General features: G+C 67.0%; 21 protein-coding genes. 14 read left to right on the top strand and 7 right to left on the bottom strand.

What is annotated here, in order from left to right; translation table 11 throughout:
- The first annotated feature begins 14 nt into the window (after positions 1-14).
- Positions 15-914, top strand: a complete 900-nt coding sequence (locus BOO69_RS13990; RefSeq protein WP_071972727.1) for a hypothetical protein — start codon at positions 15-17, stop codon at positions 912-914.
- 70 nt (positions 915-984) lie between these two features.
- On the opposite strand, the gene BOO69_RS13985 is transcribed toward BOO69_RS13990, so the two are convergent.
- Positions 985-1,179: a SlyX family protein gene (locus BOO69_RS13985; protein ID WP_071972726.1), complete on the bottom strand. Its 195-nt coding sequence runs from the start codon at positions 1,177-1,179 to the stop codon at positions 985-987.
- Between the two features lie 159 nt (positions 1,180-1,338).
- Here BOO69_RS13985 and hisS point away from each other — a divergent pair, with 159 nt between their 5' ends.
- The 4 genes from hisS (at position 1,339) to BOO69_RS23435 (ending at position 5,461) form a co-directional block, all read left to right on the top strand.
- Positions 1,339-2,832, top strand: coding sequence for a histidine--tRNA ligase (gene hisS / locus BOO69_RS13980; RefSeq protein WP_071972725.1), 1,494 nt, complete (start codon positions 1,339-1,341; stop codon positions 2,830-2,832).
- Entirely contained in the window at positions 2,832-3,911 is a 1,080-nt protein-coding gene (locus BOO69_RS13975; RefSeq protein ID WP_071972724.1) for an ATP phosphoribosyltransferase regulatory subunit, read from the top strand. The genes hisS and BOO69_RS13975 overlap by 1 nt, the downstream gene beginning before the upstream one ends.
- A complete protein-coding gene (hisG, locus tag BOO69_RS13970; protein WP_071972723.1) occupies positions 3,908-4,597 on the top strand; it encodes an ATP phosphoribosyltransferase in 690 nt (229 codons plus the stop codon). Before BOO69_RS13975 ends, hisG begins: the two co-directional genes overlap by 4 nt.
- Positions 4,598-4,858: 261 nt before the next feature.
- The gene (locus BOO69_RS23435; protein WP_237267475.1) at positions 4,859-5,461 is read left to right on the top strand and encodes a thermonuclease family protein; all 603 of its coding nucleotides are present in this window, start codon (positions 4,859-4,861) and stop codon (positions 5,459-5,461) included.
- Between the two features lie 110 nt (positions 5,462-5,571).
- On the opposite strand, the gene BOO69_RS13960 is transcribed toward BOO69_RS23435, so the two are convergent.
- Entirely contained in the window at positions 5,572-6,003 is a 432-nt protein-coding gene (locus BOO69_RS13960) for a DUF1489 family protein (protein ID WP_083545531.1), read from the bottom strand.
- A gap of 156 nt (positions 6,004-6,159) precedes the next feature.
- Between BOO69_RS13960 and BOO69_RS13955 the strand changes: the two genes are divergently transcribed.
- Positions 6,160-8,427, top strand: a complete 2,268-nt coding sequence (locus BOO69_RS13955; RefSeq protein ID WP_071972721.1) for an adenosylcobalamin-dependent ribonucleoside-diphosphate reductase — start codon at positions 6,160-6,162, stop codon at positions 8,425-8,427.
- An 80-nt stretch (positions 8,428-8,507) separates the two neighbouring features.
- On the opposite strand, the gene BOO69_RS13950 is transcribed toward BOO69_RS13955, so the two are convergent.
- Complete coding sequence (locus tag BOO69_RS13950) at positions 8,508-9,026, bottom strand: cell wall hydrolase (protein ID WP_071972720.1); 519 nt, start codon at positions 9,024-9,026, stop codon at positions 8,508-8,510.
- A gap of 161 nt (positions 9,027-9,187) precedes the next feature.
- Here BOO69_RS13950 and BOO69_RS13945 point away from each other — a divergent pair, with 161 nt between their 5' ends.
- Positions 9,188-9,844 (top strand): hypothetical protein, encoded by a 657-nt coding sequence (locus BOO69_RS13945; RefSeq protein ID WP_071972719.1) that lies wholly within the window; start codon positions 9,188-9,190, stop codon positions 9,842-9,844.
- A gap of 19 nt (positions 9,845-9,863) precedes the next feature.
- Here BOO69_RS13945 and BOO69_RS13940 read toward each other — a convergent pair whose 3' ends face one another.
- Positions 9,864-11,192 carry an aspartate aminotransferase family protein gene (locus tag BOO69_RS13940; protein ID WP_071972718.1) on the bottom strand — a complete coding sequence of 443 codons (1,329 nt, stop codon included), beginning with the start codon at positions 11,190-11,192 and terminating at the stop codon, positions 9,864-9,866.
- Positions 11,193-11,342: 150 nt separating this feature from the next.
- On the opposite strand from BOO69_RS13940, the gene BOO69_RS13935 reads away from it, so the two are divergent.
- From BOO69_RS13935 to BOO69_RS13915, 5 genes are all read left to right on the top strand, one after another.
- Complete coding sequence (locus BOO69_RS13935; RefSeq protein ID WP_071972717.1) at positions 11,343-12,353, top strand: BMP family protein; 1,011 nt, start codon at positions 11,343-11,345, stop codon at positions 12,351-12,353.
- 136 nt (positions 12,354-12,489) lie between these two features.
- Positions 12,490-14,022 (top strand): ABC transporter ATP-binding protein, encoded by a 1,533-nt coding sequence (locus BOO69_RS13930; RefSeq protein ID WP_071972716.1) that lies wholly within the window; start codon positions 12,490-12,492, stop codon positions 14,020-14,022.
- Positions 14,012-15,061 carry an ABC transporter permease gene (locus tag BOO69_RS13925; RefSeq protein ID WP_071972715.1) on the top strand — a complete coding sequence of 350 codons (1,050 nt, stop codon included), beginning with the start codon at positions 14,012-14,014 and terminating at the stop codon, positions 15,059-15,061. The genes BOO69_RS13930 and BOO69_RS13925 overlap by 11 nt, the downstream gene beginning before the upstream one ends.
- Positions 15,061-16,005, top strand: a complete 945-nt coding sequence (locus BOO69_RS13920; protein ID WP_071972714.1) for an ABC transporter permease — start codon at positions 15,061-15,063, stop codon at positions 16,003-16,005. Before BOO69_RS13925 ends, BOO69_RS13920 begins: the two co-directional genes overlap by 1 nt.
- Positions 16,006-16,131: 126 nt before the next feature.
- Positions 16,132-17,439 (top strand): amidohydrolase family protein, encoded by a 1,308-nt coding sequence (locus BOO69_RS13915; protein ID WP_071972713.1) that lies wholly within the window; start codon positions 16,132-16,134, stop codon positions 17,437-17,439.
- Positions 17,440-17,654: 215 nt separating this feature from the next.
- Here the strand turns inward: BOO69_RS13915 and BOO69_RS13910 are convergent, their stop codons facing one another.
- Positions 17,655-18,536: a glucosamine kinase nucleotide-binding domain-containing protein gene (locus BOO69_RS13910; protein WP_071972712.1), complete on the bottom strand. Its 882-nt coding sequence runs from the start codon at positions 18,534-18,536 to the stop codon at positions 17,655-17,657.
- 276 nt (positions 18,537-18,812) lie between these two features.
- On the opposite strand from BOO69_RS13910, the gene gap reads away from it, so the two are divergent.
- Positions 18,813-19,814 (top strand): type I glyceraldehyde-3-phosphate dehydrogenase, encoded by a 1,002-nt coding sequence (gap, locus tag BOO69_RS13905; protein WP_071972711.1) that lies wholly within the window; start codon positions 18,813-18,815, stop codon positions 19,812-19,814.
- A 9-nt stretch (positions 19,815-19,823) separates the two neighbouring features.
- On the opposite strand, the gene BOO69_RS13900 is transcribed toward gap, so the two are convergent.
- The gene (locus BOO69_RS13900) at positions 19,824-20,351 is read right to left on the bottom strand and encodes a winged helix DNA-binding protein (protein WP_071972710.1); all 528 of its coding nucleotides are present in this window, start codon (positions 20,349-20,351) and stop codon (positions 19,824-19,826) included.
- Positions 20,352-20,582: 231 nt separating this feature from the next.
- Here BOO69_RS13900 and BOO69_RS13895 point away from each other — a divergent pair, with 231 nt between their 5' ends.
- A complete protein-coding gene (locus BOO69_RS13895; RefSeq protein WP_071972709.1) occupies positions 20,583-21,662 on the top strand; it encodes a Hint domain-containing protein in 1,080 nt (359 codons plus the stop codon).
- A 27-nt stretch (positions 21,663-21,689) separates the two neighbouring features.
- On the opposite strand, the gene BOO69_RS13890 is transcribed toward BOO69_RS13895, so the two are convergent.
- Positions 21,690-22,259, bottom strand: coding sequence for a TlpA family protein disulfide reductase (locus BOO69_RS13890; protein ID WP_071972708.1), 570 nt, complete (start codon positions 22,257-22,259; stop codon positions 21,690-21,692).
- Positions 22,260-22,274: the final 15 nt, after the last annotated feature.

Raw genomic sequence — 22,274 nt, 5'->3', positions numbered from 1 at the left:
CGGGGGGACACTTCATGTTGCGTTTCACATTCCTGATCGGCGCGATCCTGACGCTGGCAGCCTGCGCCGACCCGCTGGACGGGCTCGACCGGATTTCGGACGTCGACCTGGCGAACGAGGATCCCGCGGCGCGGGCCCTGCCGACCGATGCCGAAATCGCGCGCGAAGGATTCTTCGGGACCGGCGCCGCCGCGGGCGGCGAGGGGGCGGTTGTCCCCGCCGATGAGACCGCCGAGGACAGGGGCACACCCGAAAGGCGCGGCGGGTTCCTCGGCCTGTTCCGGCGCGGTGCGTCCGATGCGCCGTCGGAGGAGGACACCGCGCAGGCCGCACTGGCCCCCGAAACCGAACCCGAACCCGAACGCAACGGCGGCGGTGGCCTGTTCGGTCTTTTCGGGGGCGGCGATGCGCCCCGGGGCGGGACCGACACGCGCGAGGTCGCCTATGGCACGGTGCTGCCCTATGGCGTGATCGCCCGCGTCTGCGATGCCAAGGGGAATCCGCTGGGCCCAAGGATCGAGAACGCCCCCGCGCGCGGCTACGCGCTGCACGATTCCGCGCCCGGTTCGGCCGTGGCCCGGACGTTCTATGTCACCGGGTTTTCCGACGGCTGCCCGCGGCAGTTCACCGCGGCCAACGTGCTGCTGGGCGCGCCATCGCTGTACGAGCAACTGCACTACGGGCCGGGGGGCGAGAACCTGCCGGTGGGCGCGACCGACCGGGCTTATGAAGAAGTTAAGCGCGACGTCTGCGGCGCGGGGCAGGGCAAACCCTGCGGATCCCGGATCGGCCGGATGGACAGGACCACCTTTTTCGTCAGCGCCTACGACAGTTTCGGCAATTCCAGCCGCTGGACCGAATTCCTGATCCATGATGGCGACGTGATCGCCAGCGCCATCAAGACCAGCGGCTGAGCCGCCGGAATTTTCGAAAATTCCGGGCAAAATTCTTTTAAGAATTTTGGCGCCCGGTGGCGGCGTCGGTTCAATAATGCGGCGGGCGCTCGTCTCCCAGCACGATGCCTTCGCCCTGGCTCGCCTCCCGCTCGCCTTCGCGCTGCATCAGCATGTGCACGCGCCGGGTCAGCGTAGCGATTTCACCCTCCTGCCGCGCGACGACATCCGACAGGTCGTCGACCATGCGGCTGAGGTGGGCAATCTGTTCTTCGAGTCTTTCCATGACCCGTTCCTAGCACGGAGAAGGGACGCCTGAAATGGCCGTCGTGCATCGATATCCGCCGCGGAAATGAGCAGGGGCACGCCGCCCCGCTCCGCTTGCCCTTGCAGGGGGGCTGGGGTAGAGGCAGGGCCGAAGACAGCGCTGACAGGATCAGGACTCATGGCGAAGCCCAAGAAGACTCCCCGCCCCAAGGCCGAAACCCCGAAAGGGTTCCGCGACTACTTCGGCGCCGAGGTCACGCATCGGGCCGAGATGCTGCGCAAGATCGCCGCCGTCTATCACCGCTACGGGTTCGACGCGCTGGAAAGCTCCGGGGTCGAGACGGTCGAGGCGCTGGGCAAGTTCCTGCCCGATGTCGACCGACCGAACGAGGGCGTCTTTGCCTGGCAGGAGGATGCCGAGGGGGACAAGCCCGGCGACTGGCTGGCGCTGCGCTATGACCTGACCGCCCCGTTGGCGCGGGTCTATGCCCAGCACCGCAACGACCTGCCGACGCCCTACCGGCGTTATGCGATGGGCCCGGTCTGGCGCAATGAAAAACCGGGGCCGGGGCGGTTTCGTCAGTTCTATCAATGCGATGCGGATACCGTCGGCGCGCCGAGCGTGGCGGCGGACGCCGAGATCTGCGCGATGCTGGCCGATTGCCTCGAAGAGGTCGGAATCGCGCGGGGCGACTACATCGTGCGGGTGAACAACCGCAAGGTCCTGAACGGCGTGCTGGAGGTGGCGGGCCTGTCTGGCGACGACAAGGAGGCCGAGCGCGGGATCGTGCTGCGGGCCATCGACAAGCTGGACCGGCTGGGGCCGGAAGGCGTGCGCGCCCTGTTGGGCGAAGGCCGCAAGGACGAGAGCGGGGACTTTACCAAGGGCGCGGGGTTGGACGGCCCGCAAGCCGATGTCGTGATGGGCTTCATGCAGGCCAAAGGCGCCTCGGGCGCCGAGACGGTCGATCGTCTTCGCGGCCTTGTCACCGGATCCGACGTCGGGATGCAGGGTGTGGATGAACTGAACCTGATCTCCGACCTGCTGAAAGCGGGCGGCTACGGGCCGGACCGGGTAGAGATCGACCCCTCCGTCGTGCGCGGCCTCGGCTACTACACCGGCCCGGTTTTCGAGGCCGAACTCACCTTTGAAATCCAGGACGAAAAGGGCCGCACCCGCAACTTCGGCTCCGTCGCGGGCGGCGGGCGGTATGACGACCTGGTCAAACGCTTCACCGGGCAGGAAGTGCCGGCCACCGGCGTGTCGATCGGCGTTGACCGGCTGCTGGCCGCACTGGCGATGAAGACCCAAGGCGCGGCCCCCGATCCCGGCCCGGTCGTCGTCACCGTGATGGACCGCGACCGCATGGCCGATTATCAGGCGATGGTGGCCGAACTGCGGCAGGCGGGCATCCGGGCGGAGGTCTACCTCGGCAACCCCAAGAACTTCGGCAACCAGATGAAGTACGCCGACAAGCGGGGCAGCCCCATCGCCGTGATCGAAGGCGGCGACGAGCAGGCGCGCGGCGTGGTGCAGATCAAGGACCTGATCCTGGGCGCGAAGATCGCCGAAAACGCCACCCACGAGGAATGGAAGGACCGGCCAAGCCAGGTCGAGGTGCCGCGCGATCAGCTGGTCGCGAAGGTCCGCGAGATCCTGGACGCCCGCTGATGCCCTCACGCTCGGACACACTCGCCCGCGCGGCCAGCCTGCGCGCGGTTTTCGAGGCGCGGGGCGCGGCGCTGGTGGAGCCGCCGATCCTGCAGCCGGCAACGACCCTGCTGGAACTCTACGGCGAGGACATGCGCGCGCGCGCCTATGTCACTTCCGACGCGTTGCGCGGCGAACAGATGCTGCGCCCCGATTTCACGGTGCCGGTGGTGCAGATGCACATGGCGCAAGGGGCCGAACCCGCGCGCTATACCTACTCCGGCGAAGTCTTCCGCCGGCAGGAGGAGGATCCGGACCGCGCCAACGAATACATCCAGGTCGGATACGAGGTCTTCGACCGCAGCGATCCGGCGGCGGCGGACGCCGAGGTCTTTGCCCTGATCGCCGAAGCGCTCGCGGGCCTGCCCCTGCGGGCCGTGACCGGCGATATCGGCGTGCTGATGGCGGCGGTCGGCGGGTTGCAGACCAGCGCCCGGCGCAAGCACGCGCTGATGCGTCACATCTGGCGGCCCCGCAGGTTCCGCGCCCTGCTGGAGCGTTTTGCCGGGCGGGTGCCGGTGCCGCCCAGCCGGACCGCACTGCTGGCGGGACAGGCCGAAACGGACGCGCCGCTGATCGGCCTGCGGAGCCGCGCCGACATCGAGGAGCGCATCGCCGCCCTGCACGAGGACGCGGCCACACCGCCCCTGTCGGCGCGCGAGGTCGGCCAGATCGAGGCGCTGCTCGACATCCGCGAGACGATGCCCCACGCGCTCAGCCGGCTGCACGACCTCGCGGTGGACATGCCCGACATCGCGCCCGCCGTGGGGCGCGTCGCGGCCCGCGAAGCCGCGCTGCGCGCCCGCGGGGTCCAGACCGACAGCCTGATGTTCGAGGCCAGCTACGGGCGGGCGTCGATGGAATACTACGACGGCTTCGTCTTCGGGTTCCGGGCGGAAGCGCGGGCAGACCTGCCCACCGTGGCCAGTGGCGGACGCTACGACGCGCTGACCCGCCGGCTGGGCCAGGGCCGCGAGATTCCGGCCGTGGGCGGCGTGATGCGGCCCGGCCTGATGCTGATCCTGGAGGGCGCGGCATGACGCTCAAGCTTGGCGTGCCGTCCAAGGGGCGGCTGATGGAAAAGACCTTCCAGTGGTTCGCGCAGCATGGGATCACCCTGCAGCGGACGGGATCGGAAAGGGAATACGCCGGGGCCGTGGGCGGCATCGAGGGGGTCAGCCTGATCCTGCTGTCGGCGGGCGAAATCCCGCGCGAACTGGCGGCCGGGCGCATCCACCTCGGGGTGACCGGGACGGACCTGATCCACGAGAAGCTGGCACTCTGGGAACAACTGGTCGAGCCGGTGGAGGAACTGGGCTTCGGGCACGCGGACCTCATCATCGCGGTACCGCGCGCCTGGATCGACGTGGACACCCTCGACGATCTCGACGCCGCCGCAGCCGCCTTTCGCGCGTCCCACGGCTTTCGCCTGCGCATCGCGACCAAGTATCACCGGCTCGTCCGCAATTTCCTGCGCGACAGCGGCGTGGCGGATTACGCGCTGGTCGACAGCCAGGGCGCGACCGAAGGTACCGTGGCGAACGAGACCGCCGAGGCCATCGCCGACATCACCTCCAGCGGCGAGACCCTGCGCGCCAACCATCTCAAGGTGCTCTGCGACGGGCTTGTGCTGCGCTCGCAGGCGACCCTGTGGCGCAGCCGGACCGCGCCGTTGGACGACGAGATGCGCAAGACGCTGAAGGATCTGGAAGCGCGGCTGGGGTAGGGCGGCCGCGATAGCTTTCCCTGTCGAACCTGCAATACTGTCCGCATTTCCGATCTCCAATAGACTTCTGAGCAGCACAGAGTCGGTAAGTATATGTGGAACTGGATGTGACTTCGGTAAACACCCTGTCTCAGGGAAACCGAACACAGGCATTGACAGCCGCAGGCAGAAAAACGAATTTCAAAGCCAAATTATGATCTAGTTTTTCGACATTCATGATATTCAAAGGTCGGATCTAGTAGGCATCACGGGTGTAGGCTATTGGAATATGCGCTCTTTTCAGCGGTCTTTGCGATAGTAGCACTTTCTATTTGGTTTCGCTCACGGCGGGGCAAGCGAACTCGGTCAGATAGTAATCCATTGGTATTGATTGCTGGCGGCGGAAGGTCGCCGGACAGCAGTTTCAACGAAGAGACTGCCAAGCTTGTTCAGAAGCCAGAGGTTCTGAATGGCACAGCCCGCATTGTCGATGGGGATACCATAGTTATCAAAAGAACTCAGATCAGGCTATTCGGGGTCGACGCACCCGAAATCGATCATCCCTGGGGGCAAAAGTCTAAATGGACGCTGATCGGACTATGCAGGGGAAAATCGGTAAGGGCGGAAATTCTGGAACGGGATACCTATGGCCGGACGGTGGCGAAATGCTTTCTTCCGGATGGCAGAGACCTGTCGGCAGAAATGGTGAAAAGGGGTATGGCCATCGACTGGCCAAAGTATTCAGGCGGTGTTTACTCGCACATGGAAACACCCGATGCGCGCAAAAAATTTTGGCTCGCCGATGCACGTCAGAAAGGGCGCATGCATGTCTGGAAACAGTTCGAGGAACGTTCGCAGAAAAGCAGAACGCGCGCGGGGAATTGATTGCGAACGCTTTCCGGAGGATTGGCCGGGAACGTAGCAGCGCTGGATTTCGCTTGCCTTCAGGCCCTCACCGCGGCGATGCCGAATAGCAACGGGGCGGCTGAACTCCCTCAGATCACGCCGATCTCCGACAGGGCGCGGTCCAGCTCGCTGGGCAGGGCGCTGTCGCCCTTTTCGCCCTTGCGCAGGTCGCGCGGCGCGTCCGCGGGATCGAGGTAGCGCCAGCCCTGGAAGGGGCGGCGCAGCGCCGGGGACACGCGGACGATCTCGGGGTCCAGTACGATCCCACAGCGGCGGATGCCGTCGCTGCCGATCTTTTCGTCGAATCCAAGGACACGCTGCCGCGCCAGCACTTCGCCCTTGATGACCCAGTAGATCGAGCCGCCATTCAGCACCTCGGCCTCGCGCTTGGGCCACATCCGGGTGATGTGGTAGTATTTTCCATCCTTGATCTGCTTGGACCGCTGGCGCTGCCAGGCCTGCAGATCCTCGACGCTCTCGGTGCCGACGCTCAGCTTGATCAGGTTGACGTATTTATCCACAGGCTTTTCCCCAGACTCACCCCTGAGCCACGAGATAAGGTAGTCCATCGCCCGGGGCATTCAAAGTGTGGTGCTTTGGCGCAGGAAAGCGGGTGGTCAGGCAGCAGGTTTCTTGGTAGGTTGAGAACCTTCTCCCACCGATCACAGGAATCGCACATGTCCCGTTTCGCCGCCCCCATCGCCGAACAGATCTGGGACATGAAGTACCGCTTCAAGGATGCGGACGGCACCGCGCGCGACGCGACGGTCGAGGATACCTGGCTGCGCATCGCCCGCGATCTCGCGCGGGTGGAAAAATCGCCGGAAGACTGGGAGAAACGATTCTACGCCGCGCTGGAGGATTTCAAGTATCTGCCCGCGGGCCGGATCATCGCCGGCGCGGGCACCGCCCGGCGCGTGACGCTGTTCAACTGCTTCGTCATGGGCACCGTGCCCGACAGCATGGCCGGCATCTTCGACATGCTCAAGGAGGCCGCGCTGACCATGCAGCAGGGGGGCGGAATCGGCTACGATTTCTCGACCATCCGGCCCAAGGGCGCGGATGTGAAGGGGGTTTCTGCGGATGCCTCTGGCCCGCTGTCCTTCATGGACGTCTGGGATGCGATGTGCCGCACCATCATGTCCGCCGGGTCGCGCCGGGGCGCGATGATGGCCACGATGCGCTGCGACCACCCGGACGTGGAGGATTTCATCGCCGCCAAGTCCGACCCCGCGCGGCTGCGCATGTTCAACATGTCGGTGCTCGTCACCGATGCCTTCATGGAGGCGGTCAAGGCCGACGGCCCGTGGGAACTGACGTTCGGCGACAAGGTCTATCGCACCTTGCAGGCCCGCGACCTGTGGAACCGCATCATGCGCGCCACCTACGACTACGCCGAGCCGGGGGTGATCTTCATCGACCGGATCAACGCGGCCAACAATCTCAGCTACTGCGAAACCATCGCGGCGACCAACCCCTGCGGTGAACAGCCCCTGCCGCCCTACGGGGCCTGCCTGCTGGGGTCCATCAACCTTGCGCGGCTGGTGAGCGACCCGTTCGGCGATGATGCCGGTCTGGACCTCGACGCGCTGTCCGACCTCGTGGCGACAGCGGTGCGGATGATGGACAACGTCGTGGACGCATCGAAATTCCCGCTGGAGGCGCAGGCGCGCGAGGCGCAGGCCAAGCGGCGCATCGGGCTGGGGGTCACCGGCCTTGCCGACGCGCTGCTGATGACCGGCCTGCGCTACGGCTCCGACGAGGCCGCGGCCCAGACCGAGACATGGATGAAGCAGATCGCCCGCGCCGCCTATCTTGCCAGTGTCGAGCTGGCCAGGGAAAAGGGACCGTTTCCGCTCTTCGATGCAGAGGCCTACCTTGCCTCCGGCACCATGCAGTCGATGGACGAGGACGTGCGCGACGCGATCCGCGAACACGGCATCCGCAACGCGCTGCTGACCTCCGTCGCGCCCACCGGCACCATCAGCCTCTATGCCGGGAACGTCAGTTCCGGGATCGAACCGGTCTTCGCCTATGCCTACACCCGCAAGGTGTTGCAGAAGGACGGGTCGCGGACCGAGGAAGAGGTGGTGGACTACGCCGTGCAGATGTGGCGCGAGCTGAAAGGCGACGCGCCGCTGCCGGACTATTTCGTCAATGCCCAGACCCTCGCGCCGCTGGATCACGTCAAGATGCAGGCGGCCGCCCAGAAATGGGTGGATTCGTCGATCTCCAAGACGATCAACTGCCCCGAGGACATCAGCTTCGACGCCTTCAAGGACGTCTACATGGCGGCCTGGGATCAGGGCTGCAAGGGATGCACGACCTACCGCCCGAACGAGGTGACAGGCAGCGTGCTGTCGGTCAGCGACACCAAGTCCGAGGAGAAGCCGGTGCTCGTTGCCGAAGGCGGCGAGGTGGTCTACATGTCCGAACCGCTCGACCGGCCGAGCGAGCTCGAAGGCAACACCTACAAGGTCAAGTGGCCCGACAGCGAACACGCGCTCTACATCACGATCAACGACATCGTGCTGAACGGGCACCGGCGGCCCTTCGAGGTGTTCATCAATTCCAAGAACATGGAGCATTTCGCCTGGACAGTGGCGCTCACCCGGATGATCTCGGCCGTGTTCCGGCGCGGGGGCGACGTGTCCTTCGTGGTGGAGGAACTGAAGGCGGTCTTCGATCCGCGCGGCGGCGCCTGGATGAAGGGCAAGTACATTCCCTCGATCCTCGCGGCCATCGGCGGGGTGATCGAACAGCACATGATCGCCACCGGTTTCATCGCGGGCGAGGGGCTGGGGCTCAAGACCGACCCCCAGGCGCGCGTCGTCGGCCTCGACGCCCCCCGCGGCCCCGCGTGCCCGTCCTGCGGCCAGTACGACATGCGCATGGTCGAAGGCTGCATGACCTGCGCGTCCTGCGGCCACTCCAAGTGCGGCTAGTCCGGGGCTGCCGGGAGGGTCTCTCCCCCTGACTGCCGATCACGTGTCACCTGCGGGCCGGCAGGCTCCGGAGCGTGTCGCTACAGCGGTGTCATGCCTTCCGTCGGCGGCAGCGGAACGCGGACCAGCACCTGCTCGGGGCGGCGCTTTTCGTAGAAGGCGTTCCCGCCGGCGGTCAGGACATAGTGGATGTTGTTGAAGTTCGCCTTGTACCACGCCGCGTGAAAGAACTTCGCGACGCTGACATCGGGGTGGCGTTCGCCCCGGTAGACAGCCACCGCCGTCTGCCGGGCAAGCGTTGCGCCCGCCTCGTTCATCGGCCGTGTCATGACACCGGGGGCAAACTGGTTGTGCTGCCCGACCACCCCGCAGATCGTGGAGGGAAAATCGTCGGAACGGACCCGGTTCATCACCACGCTGCCCACCGCGACCATGCCGTCCCGGCTGGACCGGTTCGACTCGAAGTACATCGCACGGGCCAGACATTCGATGTCTTCCACCGGCGGTGGCGCATCGCTGTCGCGACCGCCGCAGGCGGCGAGCGGGATCAGCAGCGCCATGGCGGCGGGCAGGAGGCGTTTCGTTGCGGGTCGTGGCATTCCGTCCCTTTCTGCCGGTCGTCGGCCTGTTTTCCGTCGGGCGGGACAGTAGGCCGCAAGCCCTGTCACGGGCAAGCGGTATCGGGGCGCGCCGGCGGTCTCTCGCCTCGGCGCGGGCGATGGGCTATGCAGGGCGGGTTGAACCGCAGGAGCGCTCCCGAATGACCCGTCTCGCGACTGTCGCGGCCCTCGTGCTGGCCGTCACGACGCAACCGGCACTGGCCGGAACGCTGAGCTTCGGCATGTCCCTGGGCGCGCGGCAGCTCGGGACCGTGAGCTACGACGGCGGCCGTCGCGCCGGCCGGCTGCTGGCGGTGATGGACAACACCCCGCTGGGGGTCGCCGACGGCAGTTTCGAGGCGGTCACCCGCGCGGACGCCGGCACCGTCAGCTACGAAAGCCGCAGCCGGGGCAGCAAGCAGCGCGACATCGCGGTGACGCGGGCCGCCGGACGGGTGACGGCGGTCACCGTGACCCCGGCGGACGAGGCGACGGCGCTGAGCGATCCCGCGCGGGTGCCGCGCGGCGCGATTTCCCTGACCGAGGCCTTCGCGGCCATCGCGCTGGGCGTCGACTGCCCGAAACCCATGGCGGTGCACGACGGCCGCCGCGTGGTGCGCATTGCCACCGCGCAGCGGGCCGAAACGGCGGAGGGCATCGCCTGCATCATGTCCTACCGCGTGGTGGCGGGTCCGGGGCATCTGTCGCCGTTCCGGTTCAAGTCACTGGGCATGCGGCTGGACTACGGCGGCGGCGGGCTGCAGCGCATCACGCTTAGCGCAGGCGGCTTCGACGTCACGCTGACCCGGCAGGACTAGGCGCGGGTTGTCTGCCGCGTCAGGAGGTCTCCGCCGTGATGCTTTCCGCCACCACCTCGACGATGCGGTCGATCTCGGCCCCGGTCGATGTGAAACAGGGCGCGATCAGGACGTGATCGCCCTGCACCCCGTCGGCGCAGCCCTGCGAGGGATAGGTGATCACGCCGCGTTCCATCGCGGCGGTCTGCAGGCGCCCGGCCAGATTGCGCTTGGCGTCGAAGGGCGCTTTCGATGCCCTGTCCTCGACCACTTCCGCCGTCCAGAAAAGACCGCGCCCGCGGATGTCGCCCACGTGCGGATGCTGGCCCAAGGCGTCGCGCAGACCGCTCTCGAGCCGCTTGCCAAGGGTCCGGACCTGTTTCAGCAGGTCGCGGTCGTCTATTTCGTGCATGACCGCAAGCGCCCCCGCGCAGGCGACCGCGTGGGACATGTAGGTGTGACCGTTCCACAGCCTGCCGCTGCCCGACAGGATCGCATCCACCACCGTTTGCGATGCCATGACCGCCGCGATGGGCATGTAGCCCGCGCCGAGGCCCTTTGCCATCGTGGTGATATCCGCCGCGATCCCTTCCTGTTCGAGCGCGAAAAGACTGCCGGTCCGGCCCATGCCGCACATCACCTCGTCCGCGATATAGAGCACGCCGTAGGTGTCGCAGATCTCGCGGATTCGCTTGAAATATCCCGCCGGGGCGGGCTGCGACCCGAGCGAGGCACCCACCACCGGTTCCGCGATGAAGGCGGCGACGGTCTCGGGGCCGAGGGCCTTGATCCGGTCCTCCAGCTGGTTCGCCATGCGCAGGGCGAATGCCGTCTCGCTCTCGTTCTCGTGGCGCAGACGGTAAGGATAGGCGGCGTCGATGTGGTCCACCCCGATCAGCATGGGCTGGAACGGGGCGCGGCGGCCCGCATGGCCGCCCACCGCCAGCGCCCCCAGCGTGTTGCCGTGATAGCTGGGCGCGCGGGCGATCAGGCGGGTGCGTTCGGGCTGCCCGTTCTCGAGGTGGTACTGCCGCGCGAGCTTGAGCGCCGCTTCCATCGCCTCGGACCCCGATCCGAGGTACATCACCCGCCCGTCGCCCGTGCCGTCGGGGGCATGGGCGATCAGGTAGTCGGCCAGCGCTTCGGCGGGTTCATTGGTGAACAGGCCGGTGTGGGCATAGCTGATGGTCTCCATCTGCCGGGTGACGGCGGCACGCACGGCCGCGTTGTCGTGACCGAGACTCGACACGGCGGCCCCGCCGCAGGCATCGAGATAGCGCGTGCCGTCGCTGTCGATCAGGTAGGCGCCTTCGCCCCTGACGATGACCGGCTGTTCCGCGGTCAGGCTGCGGCGTAATACGTGGCTCATGCGGTTTCCCCCAGTTGTGAGTCGGCGCCCGCAAGCTGGGCGGATCGCCTGTCTTGCGGCAGAACTATCGCCCGATTGCGCGGCGTTGTATTGACACGACGCAGCCGCTGACGAACGATCTGCGTCAATGCATACCAACGGGGGACCACCATGACTACACGCCGCTTCACTCGTCGCCAACTTCTCGGCACCGCCGCCGCCGTCGCGGGCGCCTTCGCGCTCGCGCCCCGCACGGCCCTTGCCGCCGATCCGATCAAGGTGGCCGGCGTCTACACCGTGCCCGTCGAACAGCAATGGGTCAGCCGGATCCACAAGGCGGCCGAGGCCGCACAGGCCCGCGGAGACATCGAGTACGTCTACACCGAGAATGTCAGCAACACGGACTATGCCCGCGTGATGCGCGAATACGCCGAAAGCGGCAGCGCCCTGATCATCGGCGAGGTCTTCGGCGCGGAGCAGGAGGCGCGCGAGGTGGCGGCCGATTATCCGGAGGTGGCGTTCCTGATGGGCTCGTCCTTCAAGGAGGACGCGAGCCTGCCCAATTTCGCCGTCTTCGACAACTACATCCAGGATGCCGCGTACCTGTCGGGCATCGTCGCGGGCGCGATGACGGAAAGCGGCAACATCGGCATGGTCGGCGGCTTTCCGATCCCCGAGGTGAACCGCCTGATGCACGCCTTCATGGCCGGTGCCGCCGAGATGAAGCCGGACATCACCTTCCAGGTCAGCTTCATCGGGTCGTGGTTCGATCCGCCCAAGGCCAAGGAAACCGCCTTTGCCATGATCGAGAACGGGGCGGACATCCTCTACGCGGAACGCTTCGGCGTGTCGGACGCGGCGCAGGAGAAAGGCATCCTCGCCATCGGCAACGTGATCGACACGCAGGCCGACTATCCCGAAACGGTCGTCGCCTCGGCCATCTGGCACTTCGAGCCGACGCTGGATGCCGCGATCGCCGCGGTGAAGGCGGGCGAATTCACCGCCGCGGACTACGGGGTCTATTCCTTCATGAAGGAAGGCGGCGCATCTCTGGCGCCCTTCGGCACCTTCGAGGGCAAGATCCCGCAGGAGGCGCTGGACCTGATCGAAGAACGCACCAAGGCCATCGAGGCGGGCGAATTCACCGTCGAGATCAACGACGAAGAACCGAAGTCCAGCTGAGTGCGACCCCTGCAAATGGTCCCGCCCGGCCGGGAGGCCGGGCAGCGCCTGCCTGCCCCCATGGGGCGGCGATTTGCGGCACCCCTCGGGTCGGCGCTGCCCTTTGCACCTTCCACAAACCGCTGACTGCTTCTGAATGAACGATACCACCGCCCCCGTCGTCCTGCGCCTCGACCGCATCACCAAGCGTTTCGGCGCGCTGACCGCGAACGATTCCATCGGCTTCGACCTGCACGAGGGCGAGGTGATCGCCCTTCTGGGTGAAAACGGCGCGGGCAAGACCACGCTGATGAACATCCTTTTCGGCCATTACACGCCGGACGAGGGCAGCGTCGAGGTCTTCGGCCGGCCATTGCCCCCCGGCAACCCGCGTGCGGCGCTGGAGGCCGGGGTGGGCATGGTGCATCAGCATTTCACGCTGGCCGACAACATGACCGTGCTGGAAAACATCGTGCTGGGCACCGCATCGCTCTGGCGGCCGGGGTTCGGCCGCGCCGCCGCGCGCCGCCGGATCGAAACCCTGATGCAGGATTACGGGCTGCGCGTGGACACGGGGGCGCAGGTCGGCGCGCTCAGCGTCGGCGAACGCCAGCGGGTCGAGATCCTCAAGGCGCTCTACCGCGACGCGCGGATTCTCATTCTCGATGAACCCACCGCCGTGCTGACCCCGCAGGAAACCGACGACCTGTTCGCCACCATGCGCAAGGCGGTGGCGCGGGGGCTGTCGGTGATCTTCATCAGCCACAAGCTGCACGAGGTCACGGCGATCTCGTCGCGCGTGGTGGTGCTGCGCCACGGCAAGCTGGTGGCCGAGGCGCGGACCGCCGATACCGACGCGGCACGGCTGGCGCAGATGATGGTGGGGGCCGAAGTCGCCCCGCCCAAGGTCGCCGCGGCCACGCCGGGCGAGGTGCGCGTGGCGCTGCGCGATGTCTCCACCCCCGACCGCGGCAGCGCGCCGGGGCTGAAATCCGCGCGGCTCGAGTTGCGGGCGGGCCAGATCACCGGGCTCGCCGGGGTGTCCGGCAACGGGCAGGCGGCGCTGGCGGACCTGCTGGGCGGATTGATCGCGCCCGCGTCGGGTGAGCTCCGCATCGCCGGTGCACCCGTTGCGGGATGGAGCCCGCGCCGCGCGCTGGCCGAACGTATCGCCCGCATCCCGGAAGACCGGCACAGGACCGGGACCATCGCGGATTTCGACCTGACCGAGAACGCGGTGCTCGAACTTTACGCGAAGGCCCCCTTTTCGCAGCGGGGCTGGATGAACTGGCGCGCCGCCCGCGATTTCGCGCAGAAGATCATCGCAGGCTATGACGTGCGCTGTCCCGGCCCCGAAACCCGCATCCGCCTGCTGTCGGGGGGCAACATGCAAAAGCTGATCCTGGGCCGGGTGCTGGAAACTGGCCCCGACGTCGTGCTGGCGAACCAGCCGGTGCGGGGTCTCGACATCGGGGCGCTGACCTACGTGCATGAACAACTGCTGGCCGCGCGGGACCGGGGCGCGGCGGTGCTGCTGATCTCCGAGGACCTGGACGAGGTCACGGCCCTGTCCGACGTGATCCACGTGATCTCCGAAGGGCGGCTGTCGCCCCCGTTCGAGCGGGGCGCGCTGAGCCTCGCGGAACTGGGGGTCTGGATGGCGGGCGAGGGGTTTGACCATGCGGCTTGAACCCATCGCGAACCCCCCGCTGACCCGGCGCGTCGGCCTGCCCGCCATGGCGGTGGCCGGCACGGTCGTGATTGCCTCGCTTCTGGCGATGATCGCGGGCGCGCAACCCTTCTCGGTGCTGGGCCTGATCCTCAAGGGCGCTTTCGGGTCGAAGTTCGCCCTGCTGGAAACGCTGAACCGCGCGACACCGCTGATCTTTACCGGGCTGGCGGTCGCCGTCGCTTTCCGCGCGCGGCTGTGGAACATCGGGGCCGAGGCGCAGCTCTACGTGGGCGCCGTGGTCACCGTGGTGCTGGGCACCGGCGCGCTGTCGTGGCCCGCCGGTGCGCTGCTGCCCGCGATGGCGGTTGCGGCGATGCTGGGCGGGGCGCTGGTGCTGCTGGTGCCGACCTTTCTCAAGACACGGTTCGGCGTGGACGAGGTGGTGACGACGCTGCTCCTGAACTTCGTCGTGCTGCTCTGGGTCTCCATGCTGCTGGAGGGACCGCTGAAGGATCCGATGGGTCTCGGCTGGCCCAAGTCGGCCCGCCTGATCGACGAAGCGCGGCTGCCCCGCATGATCGAGGGCCTTCGCCTGCACTGGGGCTTCGGCCTTGCGCTGATCTCCGCCGGGATCGTCTGGGTGATCCAGCGCCGCACCACGCTGGGTTATGAAATGCGAGCCGTGGGCCTGAACGCCGAAGCGGCCCGGTTCGCCGGTATCCCTGTGAACGTCACCCTGATCAAGACGGCGCTGCTGTCGGGCGGCCTCGCGGCGCTTGCCGGGTTTTCCGAGGTCGCGGGACTGAAAGGCAGCCTGACCTTGGATATCTCGCCCGGCTTCGGCTACACCGGCATCATCGTGGCGATGCTGGCGTTGCTCAATCCGCTGGGCGTGGTGGTCGCCGCGCTTTTCGTCGCGGGCATCTTCGTGGGCGCCGACAGCATGAGCCGCGCGGCGGGGGTGCCGACCTACCTGGCCGACATCATGCTGGCGGTGGCGCTTCTGTTGATGGTGCTGGCGATCATGCTGACGAAATTCAGGGTGAGGCGCGGCTGATGGACATCCTCGATATCCTCATCTCCGCCAGCTTCTGGACCGCCGCGATCCGCATCGCCTCGCCACTGATCTTTGCCGCGCTGGGCGAACTGATCTGCGAACGGGCAGGGGTGCTGAACCTCGGGATCGAAGGGATCATGGTCGTCGGTGCCTTTGCGGGCTGGCTGACGGTCTATCTGGGCGGAGGGCTGTGGTTCGGCGTCTGCGTGGCGATGTTGTCGGGCATGGCGTTCGGCCTGTTGCACGGCGTGCTGACGGTGCCGTTCGGCCTGTCGCAGCATGTGGTCGGCCTTGGCATCACGCTGCTGGCGACCTCGCTGACCTATTACTGCTATCGCCTCGCGCTGCCGGAGGTCACGTCACCGCCCAAGATCGACGCCTTCCAGCCGTTCGAGATCCCGCTGCTGTCCGACATTCCCGTGCTCGGGCAGGCGCTGTTCAACCAGACACCGCTGACCTATCTGGCCTTCGTGCTGGCGGCGGTGGTGTCGGTCACGCTCTACCGCACGCCCCTTGGCCTCGCACTGCGGGCGGCGGGCGAGAACCCCGCGGCGGTCGAGGCGCAGGGGCTGAGCGTGTCGGCCATCCGCATCGGGGCGGTCATGGTGGGCAGTGGTCTGATGGCCGTGGGCGGGGCGTTCCTGACCATGAGCGCCTTCAACTCCTTCTTCTTCGAAATGGTCAACGGGCGCGGCTGGATCTGCATTGCGCTGGTGGTGTTCGGGTCGTGGAAACCGGGCAAGACCCTGCTGGGCGCGATCCTGTTCGCGGCTTTCGACGCGCTGCAGGTGCGGTTGCAGCAGACACCGCTGGGGGCGGGGTTCCCCTACCAGTACTTCCTGATGGCGCCCTATATCCTGTCGATCCTTGCGCTGGTCGTGATGTCGCGCCGCGCGCAGGTGCCTGCGGCGCTGATGGTGCCCTTCAACAAGGGGGAGCGGTAGTGATCTTCCGTCCGGCCGCAGGCCGGACAGCCCCCGACCGCCCCCATGGGCGGGGGCTTCACCCCCACCCGCGGCCGGGGGCCGTCCTTCGCGCTAACTCGAGACCGGTAAAGTAGAAAGATTTCCATGTTCGACATCATCATCAAGGGCGGCACTATGCCGGACGGCACCACCGCCGACATCGGCATCGCGGGCGACCGGATCACCGCCATCGGCACGCTCGACGCGCAAGCGGGCGAAGTGATCGACGCCACCGGGGATCTCGTCGCGCCCCCCTTCGTCGATCCGCATTTCCACATGGACGCGACACTCAGCTACGGCATCCCGCGCATCAACGCGTCGGGCACGCTGCTCGAAGGGATCGGGCTCTGGGGGGAGCTCAAGGACGTGATGACGCAGCAGGACGTCTTCGACCGCGCACTTGAATATTGCGACTGGGCGGCGTCGCTGGGCCTGCTGGCGATCCGCAGCCACGTGGATACCTGCGACGACCGCCTGCTGGGGGTCGAGGCACTGCTGGAGGTCCGCAAGGCGGTCAGCGGCTACATCGACCTGCAACTGGTGGCCTTCCCGCAGGACGGCCTCTTCCGCGATCCCACCGCCCATGCGAACACGATCCGCGCGCTGGACATGGGCGTGGACGTGGTCGGCGGCATCCCGCATTTCGAACGCACCATGGCGGATGGCGCGCGGTCGGTCACCGTGCTTTGCGAACTGGCCGCCGAGCGGGGGCTGATGGTCGACCTGCATTGCGACGAAACCGACGATCCCCATTCGCGCCACATCGAGACGCTAGCGTTCGAGACCCGGCGACTGGGCCTGCAGGGGCGCGTGGCGGGCTCGCATCTGACCTCGATGCATTCGATGGACAACTACTATGTCTCCAAGCTGCTGCCCCTGATCGCCGAGGCAGAGGTCGCGGCCATCCCGAACCCCTTGATCAACATCATGCTTCAGGGCCGCCACGACACCTTTCCCAAACGGCGCGGCCTGACGCGGGTCAAGGAAATGCAGGCCCACGGCATCACGGTGGGCTGGGGGCAGGATTGCGTGATGGACCCGTGGTATTCGATGGGAACGGGCGACATGCTCGACGTCGCGTTTATGGGGCTGCACGTGGCGCAGATGAGCAGCCCCGAAGAGATGCGCCGTTGTTTCGACATGGTGACGGAGGTGAACGCGCGGATCATGGGGCTTCGCGACTATGGCCTGAGGGTCGGCGCACAGGCCTCGCTCGTCGTGCTGGACGCGGGCAACCCGATCGAGGCGCTGCGCCTGCGGCCCGACCGGCTGTGCGTGGTGTCGAAAGGCAAGGTGATCTCGCGCCAGAGCCGCAACGATGCCCGGCTGTCGCTGCCGGGGCGACCCGCGTCGGTGCGGCGCAGGCACGCCGCGCATACCGGCGCAACGGACGGCACGTCAGGGCAGTGTTAACCACACTCCGCTAGAACCCCGCCTGTCGCGACACCCGCACCCGGCCTGACACACCGGGCGCATTCGGAGAAACAGAGGCCCGCCGACAACGGGCCACATTGAACCGTTCAACGTGCAGGGCCTGCCCTGTCTCATACCATCCGATCCGGCGGCGCCGCCATTTCAACGGTCCCCACAGATCCACAGACCCGGACGAGGCTCGCAAACGGCGGGCGCTAGGCGTCCTGCTGCGCGGCCTGACGGGCCAGCGCGAACGCCCCCTGCATGGCATTGCCCTGCGGGGCGACCACGTTGCGGATCGTTTCCCCTGACAGGTAATCGCGGTAGTGCGGCCCGACCCCGCCGGTCAGGCACAGCCTGTCGCCGGGCGTGAAGTCCAGCGCCGCCAGCCCCTTTTCCAGAAAGGCCACCGCGCGCGCGATCAGGTCCAGCGCGGCGGCGTCACCGTCTTGCGCTGCCGAGAGGACTTCGGGCGCGAGGGTCGCGTAATCAGCGGGTGTCGCGGTCAGGCAGAAGCCCCGCATCGCGTGCAGGCCCCCCATGCCGTCAAGCGTCCTGCGGGTGAGGCCGGTGTGCGGCTCGATCCCGTCATAGGCCATCAATGTCCGTTCCAGCAGCCGATGCCCGAGCCATGCGCCGGAGGCCTGGTCCGAGATCTGGAAACCCCAGCCCGACACGGTGCTGACCTTGCCGTCACGCTGGCGCGAGATGAAGGTGCCCGTGCCGATGCCCAGCACGTAGCCGTCGTGTTCGCCAAGCGCGCCGGCCACGGTCGTTTCCTTGTCGCCCGACACCAGCGTGCGGCCATAGGGCAGGGCGGCGGCGACCTGCGTCATGGTCTCGGCGCTATTCGCCCCGGCGGCGCCCACATGGCCGGTGATCCGCCCGGCGGGCGTGTCATCCAGCCCGGCGTTGGCCAGCGCCTCGGCCACCGCGGCGACGATGTTGGCGATGGCCCCGTCAAAGCTGTTCTCGACATTGGCCGGGCCGCCCCGCGCATCGGCCAGAATGCCGCGCGTCACGGTGCCCGCAGCAGCGCGGCACCCGGTGCCACCGGCGTCCACCGCGATCAGGATCTTATCGTGCAACTGCGTCATGCCGGTTTCTATAAGGCACCTGCGCGCCCAGTGCAGCGTGAAAATGCGACCTTTGCCCCCGGTTCAGGTGCAATTGCGCCCTGAGCGCGATCTTTGACCCCCGAACCGCCCCAGGGGGCGCGACCTGATTGAGAGGCCGGACACGGCCGCCACACCCGCAGAACTGGCGCGCCGGCGATTGGCGGTTGTAATTTTCGGCTGTTAGCGCTAACTGGATCGCAAAGACGCGGCGCCACGGGCGCGCGACGCGGACGATCGCGAAGGGGAGAGTCGAAGATGACCACGAAGATCGCAATCAACGGTTTCGGCCGGATCGGGCGCAACGTGTTGCGCGCGCTGTTGGAAAACGGTGCCGATGGCATCGAGGTCGTGGCGGTCAATGACCTCGCCCCGGCAGAGACCTTGCTGCACCTGCTCAAGTACGATTCCGTGCATGGCCGCCTGACCGAAGCGGCGCGGCTCGACGGCGACAGGCTGACCGTCGGCGACCACACCATCCGCCTCACGGCGGAACGCGACCCGGCACGGCTGCCCTGGGACGATGTGGACATCGTCTACGAATGCACCGGCATCTTCACCACCCGCGACAAGGCCGCGGCGCACCTCGAGAACGGATCGAAGCGGGTTCTGATCTCCGCCCCCGGCAAGGGGGTGGACCGGACCGTGGTCTACGGGGTCAACCACGCGGACCTGACGGCAGAGGACGTGATCGTGTCGAACGCGTCCTGCACGACGAACTGTCTTGCGCCTGTCGCGATGGTGCTCGACCGGGCCTTCGGCATCGAGACCGGCTACATGACGACGATCCACGCCTATACCGGCGACCAGCCGACGCATGATGCGCCGCACAAGGATCTCTACCGTGGCCGCGCGGCTGCGGTGTCCATGGTCCCGACCTCGACGGGTGCCGCCGCCGCGATCTCGGAGGTTCTGCCGGCGCTCAAGGGCAAGCTGGAAGGGTCCGCGGTGCGGGTGCCGGTGGCCAACGTGTCGATGGTCGACCTGCGCATCCTGCCCGGTCGCAACGCCACCGTGGAAGACGTCAACGCCGCGATGAAAGAAGCCGCGAACGGTCCACTGAAGGGCGTGCTGGCCTACGAAGTCGATCCGCTGGTGTCCGTCGATTTCAACCACGACCCGCATTCGTCGTGCTTTGCAGCCGCGCAGACCAGCGTGACGCAGGGCGGCATGATCCGCGTGGTCAGCTGGTACGACAACGAATGGGGTTTCTCCAACCGGATGAACGACACCGCCCGCGCGATGGCCGCCCTGCTCTGATCCCCGGGGTCAGAGCGACGCGGCCGCGCGGCTCGCCTGGTCGTACTGCCCCGACATCGTGCGCAGGCTGGCGGCGACCTTGCGCAGGTCGTCGCCGCCCAGATTGATGCGGTTGAGCCCGTCGAGGAAGCAGGTTTCGCGGATGGCGCGGTAGGCCTCGCACAGCGCCGCACCGGTGTCGGAGGTGCGATAGAACACCTCCTTGCCGCGTTTCTCCGCCACCAGCAGCTCGGATTTCAGCAGTTTCTTGAGCGCGTAGTTGACGGTGTGGGTGTCCTCGATGTTCAGCAGGAAGCAGATGTCGGTCAGGCGCTTCTCGCGGCTGCGGTGGTTGGTATTGTGCAGCACCAGTATTTCCAGCGGCGTCAGGTCCGCGTTGCCCGCCGCCGCCATGCAGCGCGACATCCAGCGGGTGAAGGCGTTGAAGGCGATGATCAGGCCGTATTCCAGTTCGGAGGCTTCCCAGCCTTCGCCCTCGGCAAGGTGACGGGACGAGACGATGCGGCGGGCTGGCAGGGCCTTGGGCGGCAGGGACATGGACACTCCTGAGCGGTTTTGGTCGCGACAACGCTAGCAAATCGCCAACGTTTTACAACGGTTTTCCGGCTTGAGGCCGCAACGTCGCCGCGGGCACGGGGTGACGCCGTTGGGCAACGCATCAAGATCAAATTGCAACACGCTGGAATTTGACATGATTTTGCCTTTGCAGGTCGGGGTTCGTTTGCTACCAATCCGTTAATAAAAAGACTGAGGCAGGCAGAACGAGCAATGAAAACGGGCTTTAAGGGCACGTTTGTCATCAGCTGGTCGCAAACAGAAATAGACGGCCTCGAAGCCGCGCCGGTGCAATCCCTTTCCGTGGGAGCGGCATGGGCATGGCGGGGGGACGCGATCCGGGTCGATGGCCCGAACGACGTATTGCGGCTGGACCAGGCAGACGAAGCAGAGAACCTGCGCAAGCGGGCGGCGCGCATGGTGCGCCGACTGGTGGGCGCGGCGCTGGAAGAGGGCGGCAGCCCGCGACGGGATCCCCGGACCGCCGATCCCGTGGACAGCGGGCCTCTGATGGACAACAGCTTCGTCGTGACCGACGGCGGTCGCAGCTATACCGTGACGTTGATCGAGGTGGGCGGCGGCAGCCAGCCACTGCTGATGTTCCTTGACGAAATGCCTCCCCGCAACTGCGACCTCTGGATCGTACACCACACCCTTGGCAGCGCCACGGGCGACGCGGCTTCGGCCTCCGACGGCGGCGTGATCTGTTTCACGCCGGGCACGCGCATTCGCACCCCGGGCGGCCTCGCCCTGATCGAGGATCTGCGGGAGGGCGACCTCGTTCAGACCAAGGACGACGGCGCGCAGCCAATCCGCTGGGTCGGCAGCAGACGGATGACCGGTGCGCGGCTCTTTGCGATGCCGCGCCTGCGGCCGGTGCGTATCGCCGCGGGGGTGCTCAATCCCGGACAGCCCGACGCGGATCTCATCGTCTCGCCGCAGCACCGCATCCTCGTCAAGGGCGCGGCGGCGCGAGAGCTGTTCAACACGCCCGAGGTGCTGGTGACGGCCCGCGACCTGATCAACGGAGAGACGATCACCGTGGACCTGAAACTGCGGGAGGTCACCTACATCCACATGCTCTTCGACTCGCATCAGGTGATCTGGGCCAACAGCGTCGAGACCGAGAGCTTTCATCCCGCCTCGGCCGCGCTGTCGACGCTGGACGACGCGGACCGCCGGCGGTTGCTGGCCAGCCATCCCGAGCTGGAATACGACCCCCATACCTACGGCAGTTTTGCGCGGCGCAACCTGTCGGCGTCCGAGGCGGCGATCCTGAACCACGCGGCCTGAGGCGGCTGTCAGCGCCCCCGGGCGCGATCAGCTGTCCTGCCGCGTCTCGATCAGCGCCTTGACGATGGATTTCGCGCTGTCGCTCGACCAGTCCGCATCGCCGCGCAGGCGCGCGATCTCGCGGCCTTCGGGGTCCAGCAGCACGGTGATCGGCAGGCCGAAGATGCCCATCTGGCTGGCCAGCGCCTGTTTCGGGTCCTGATGGCGGGGCAGGCTGGTCACGCCCGCCTCCTCGAAGAACCGCTTGATGCCGTCCGGCGAGTTGCGCCCGGTGGCGATGGTCAGCACCTCGAACTCCGCGCCGCCGAATTCTTTTTGCAGCGCATCGAGTTGCGGCATCTCCTTGCGGCAGGGCGCACACCAGGTGGCCCAGAAATTCACCAGGACGTATTTGCCCCGGTAGTCGGCCAGCGTGCCCTTGCCCGCCTCGTCGGCGAGGTCGAAGGCCGCGTCGGAGGTGGCGACCGGCGCGTCATGCACCACCAGTTTCTTCATGTCGCCATCGCGCAGGCCCAGAATGTCGGCCCCAGCCGCCAAAGCGGGGTTTGCACCTGCCAACAGGGCCGTATACACGAGTCCGAGCACGAATTTTCTCATCTGTCCCTCCGAGGG

Source organism: Sulfitobacter alexandrii, assembly GCF_001886735.1.
GTDB lineage: Bacteria > Pseudomonadota > Alphaproteobacteria > Rhodobacterales > Rhodobacteraceae > Sulfitobacter > Sulfitobacter alexandrii.
This window is presented reverse-complemented; position numbering and strand designations above follow the sequence as displayed.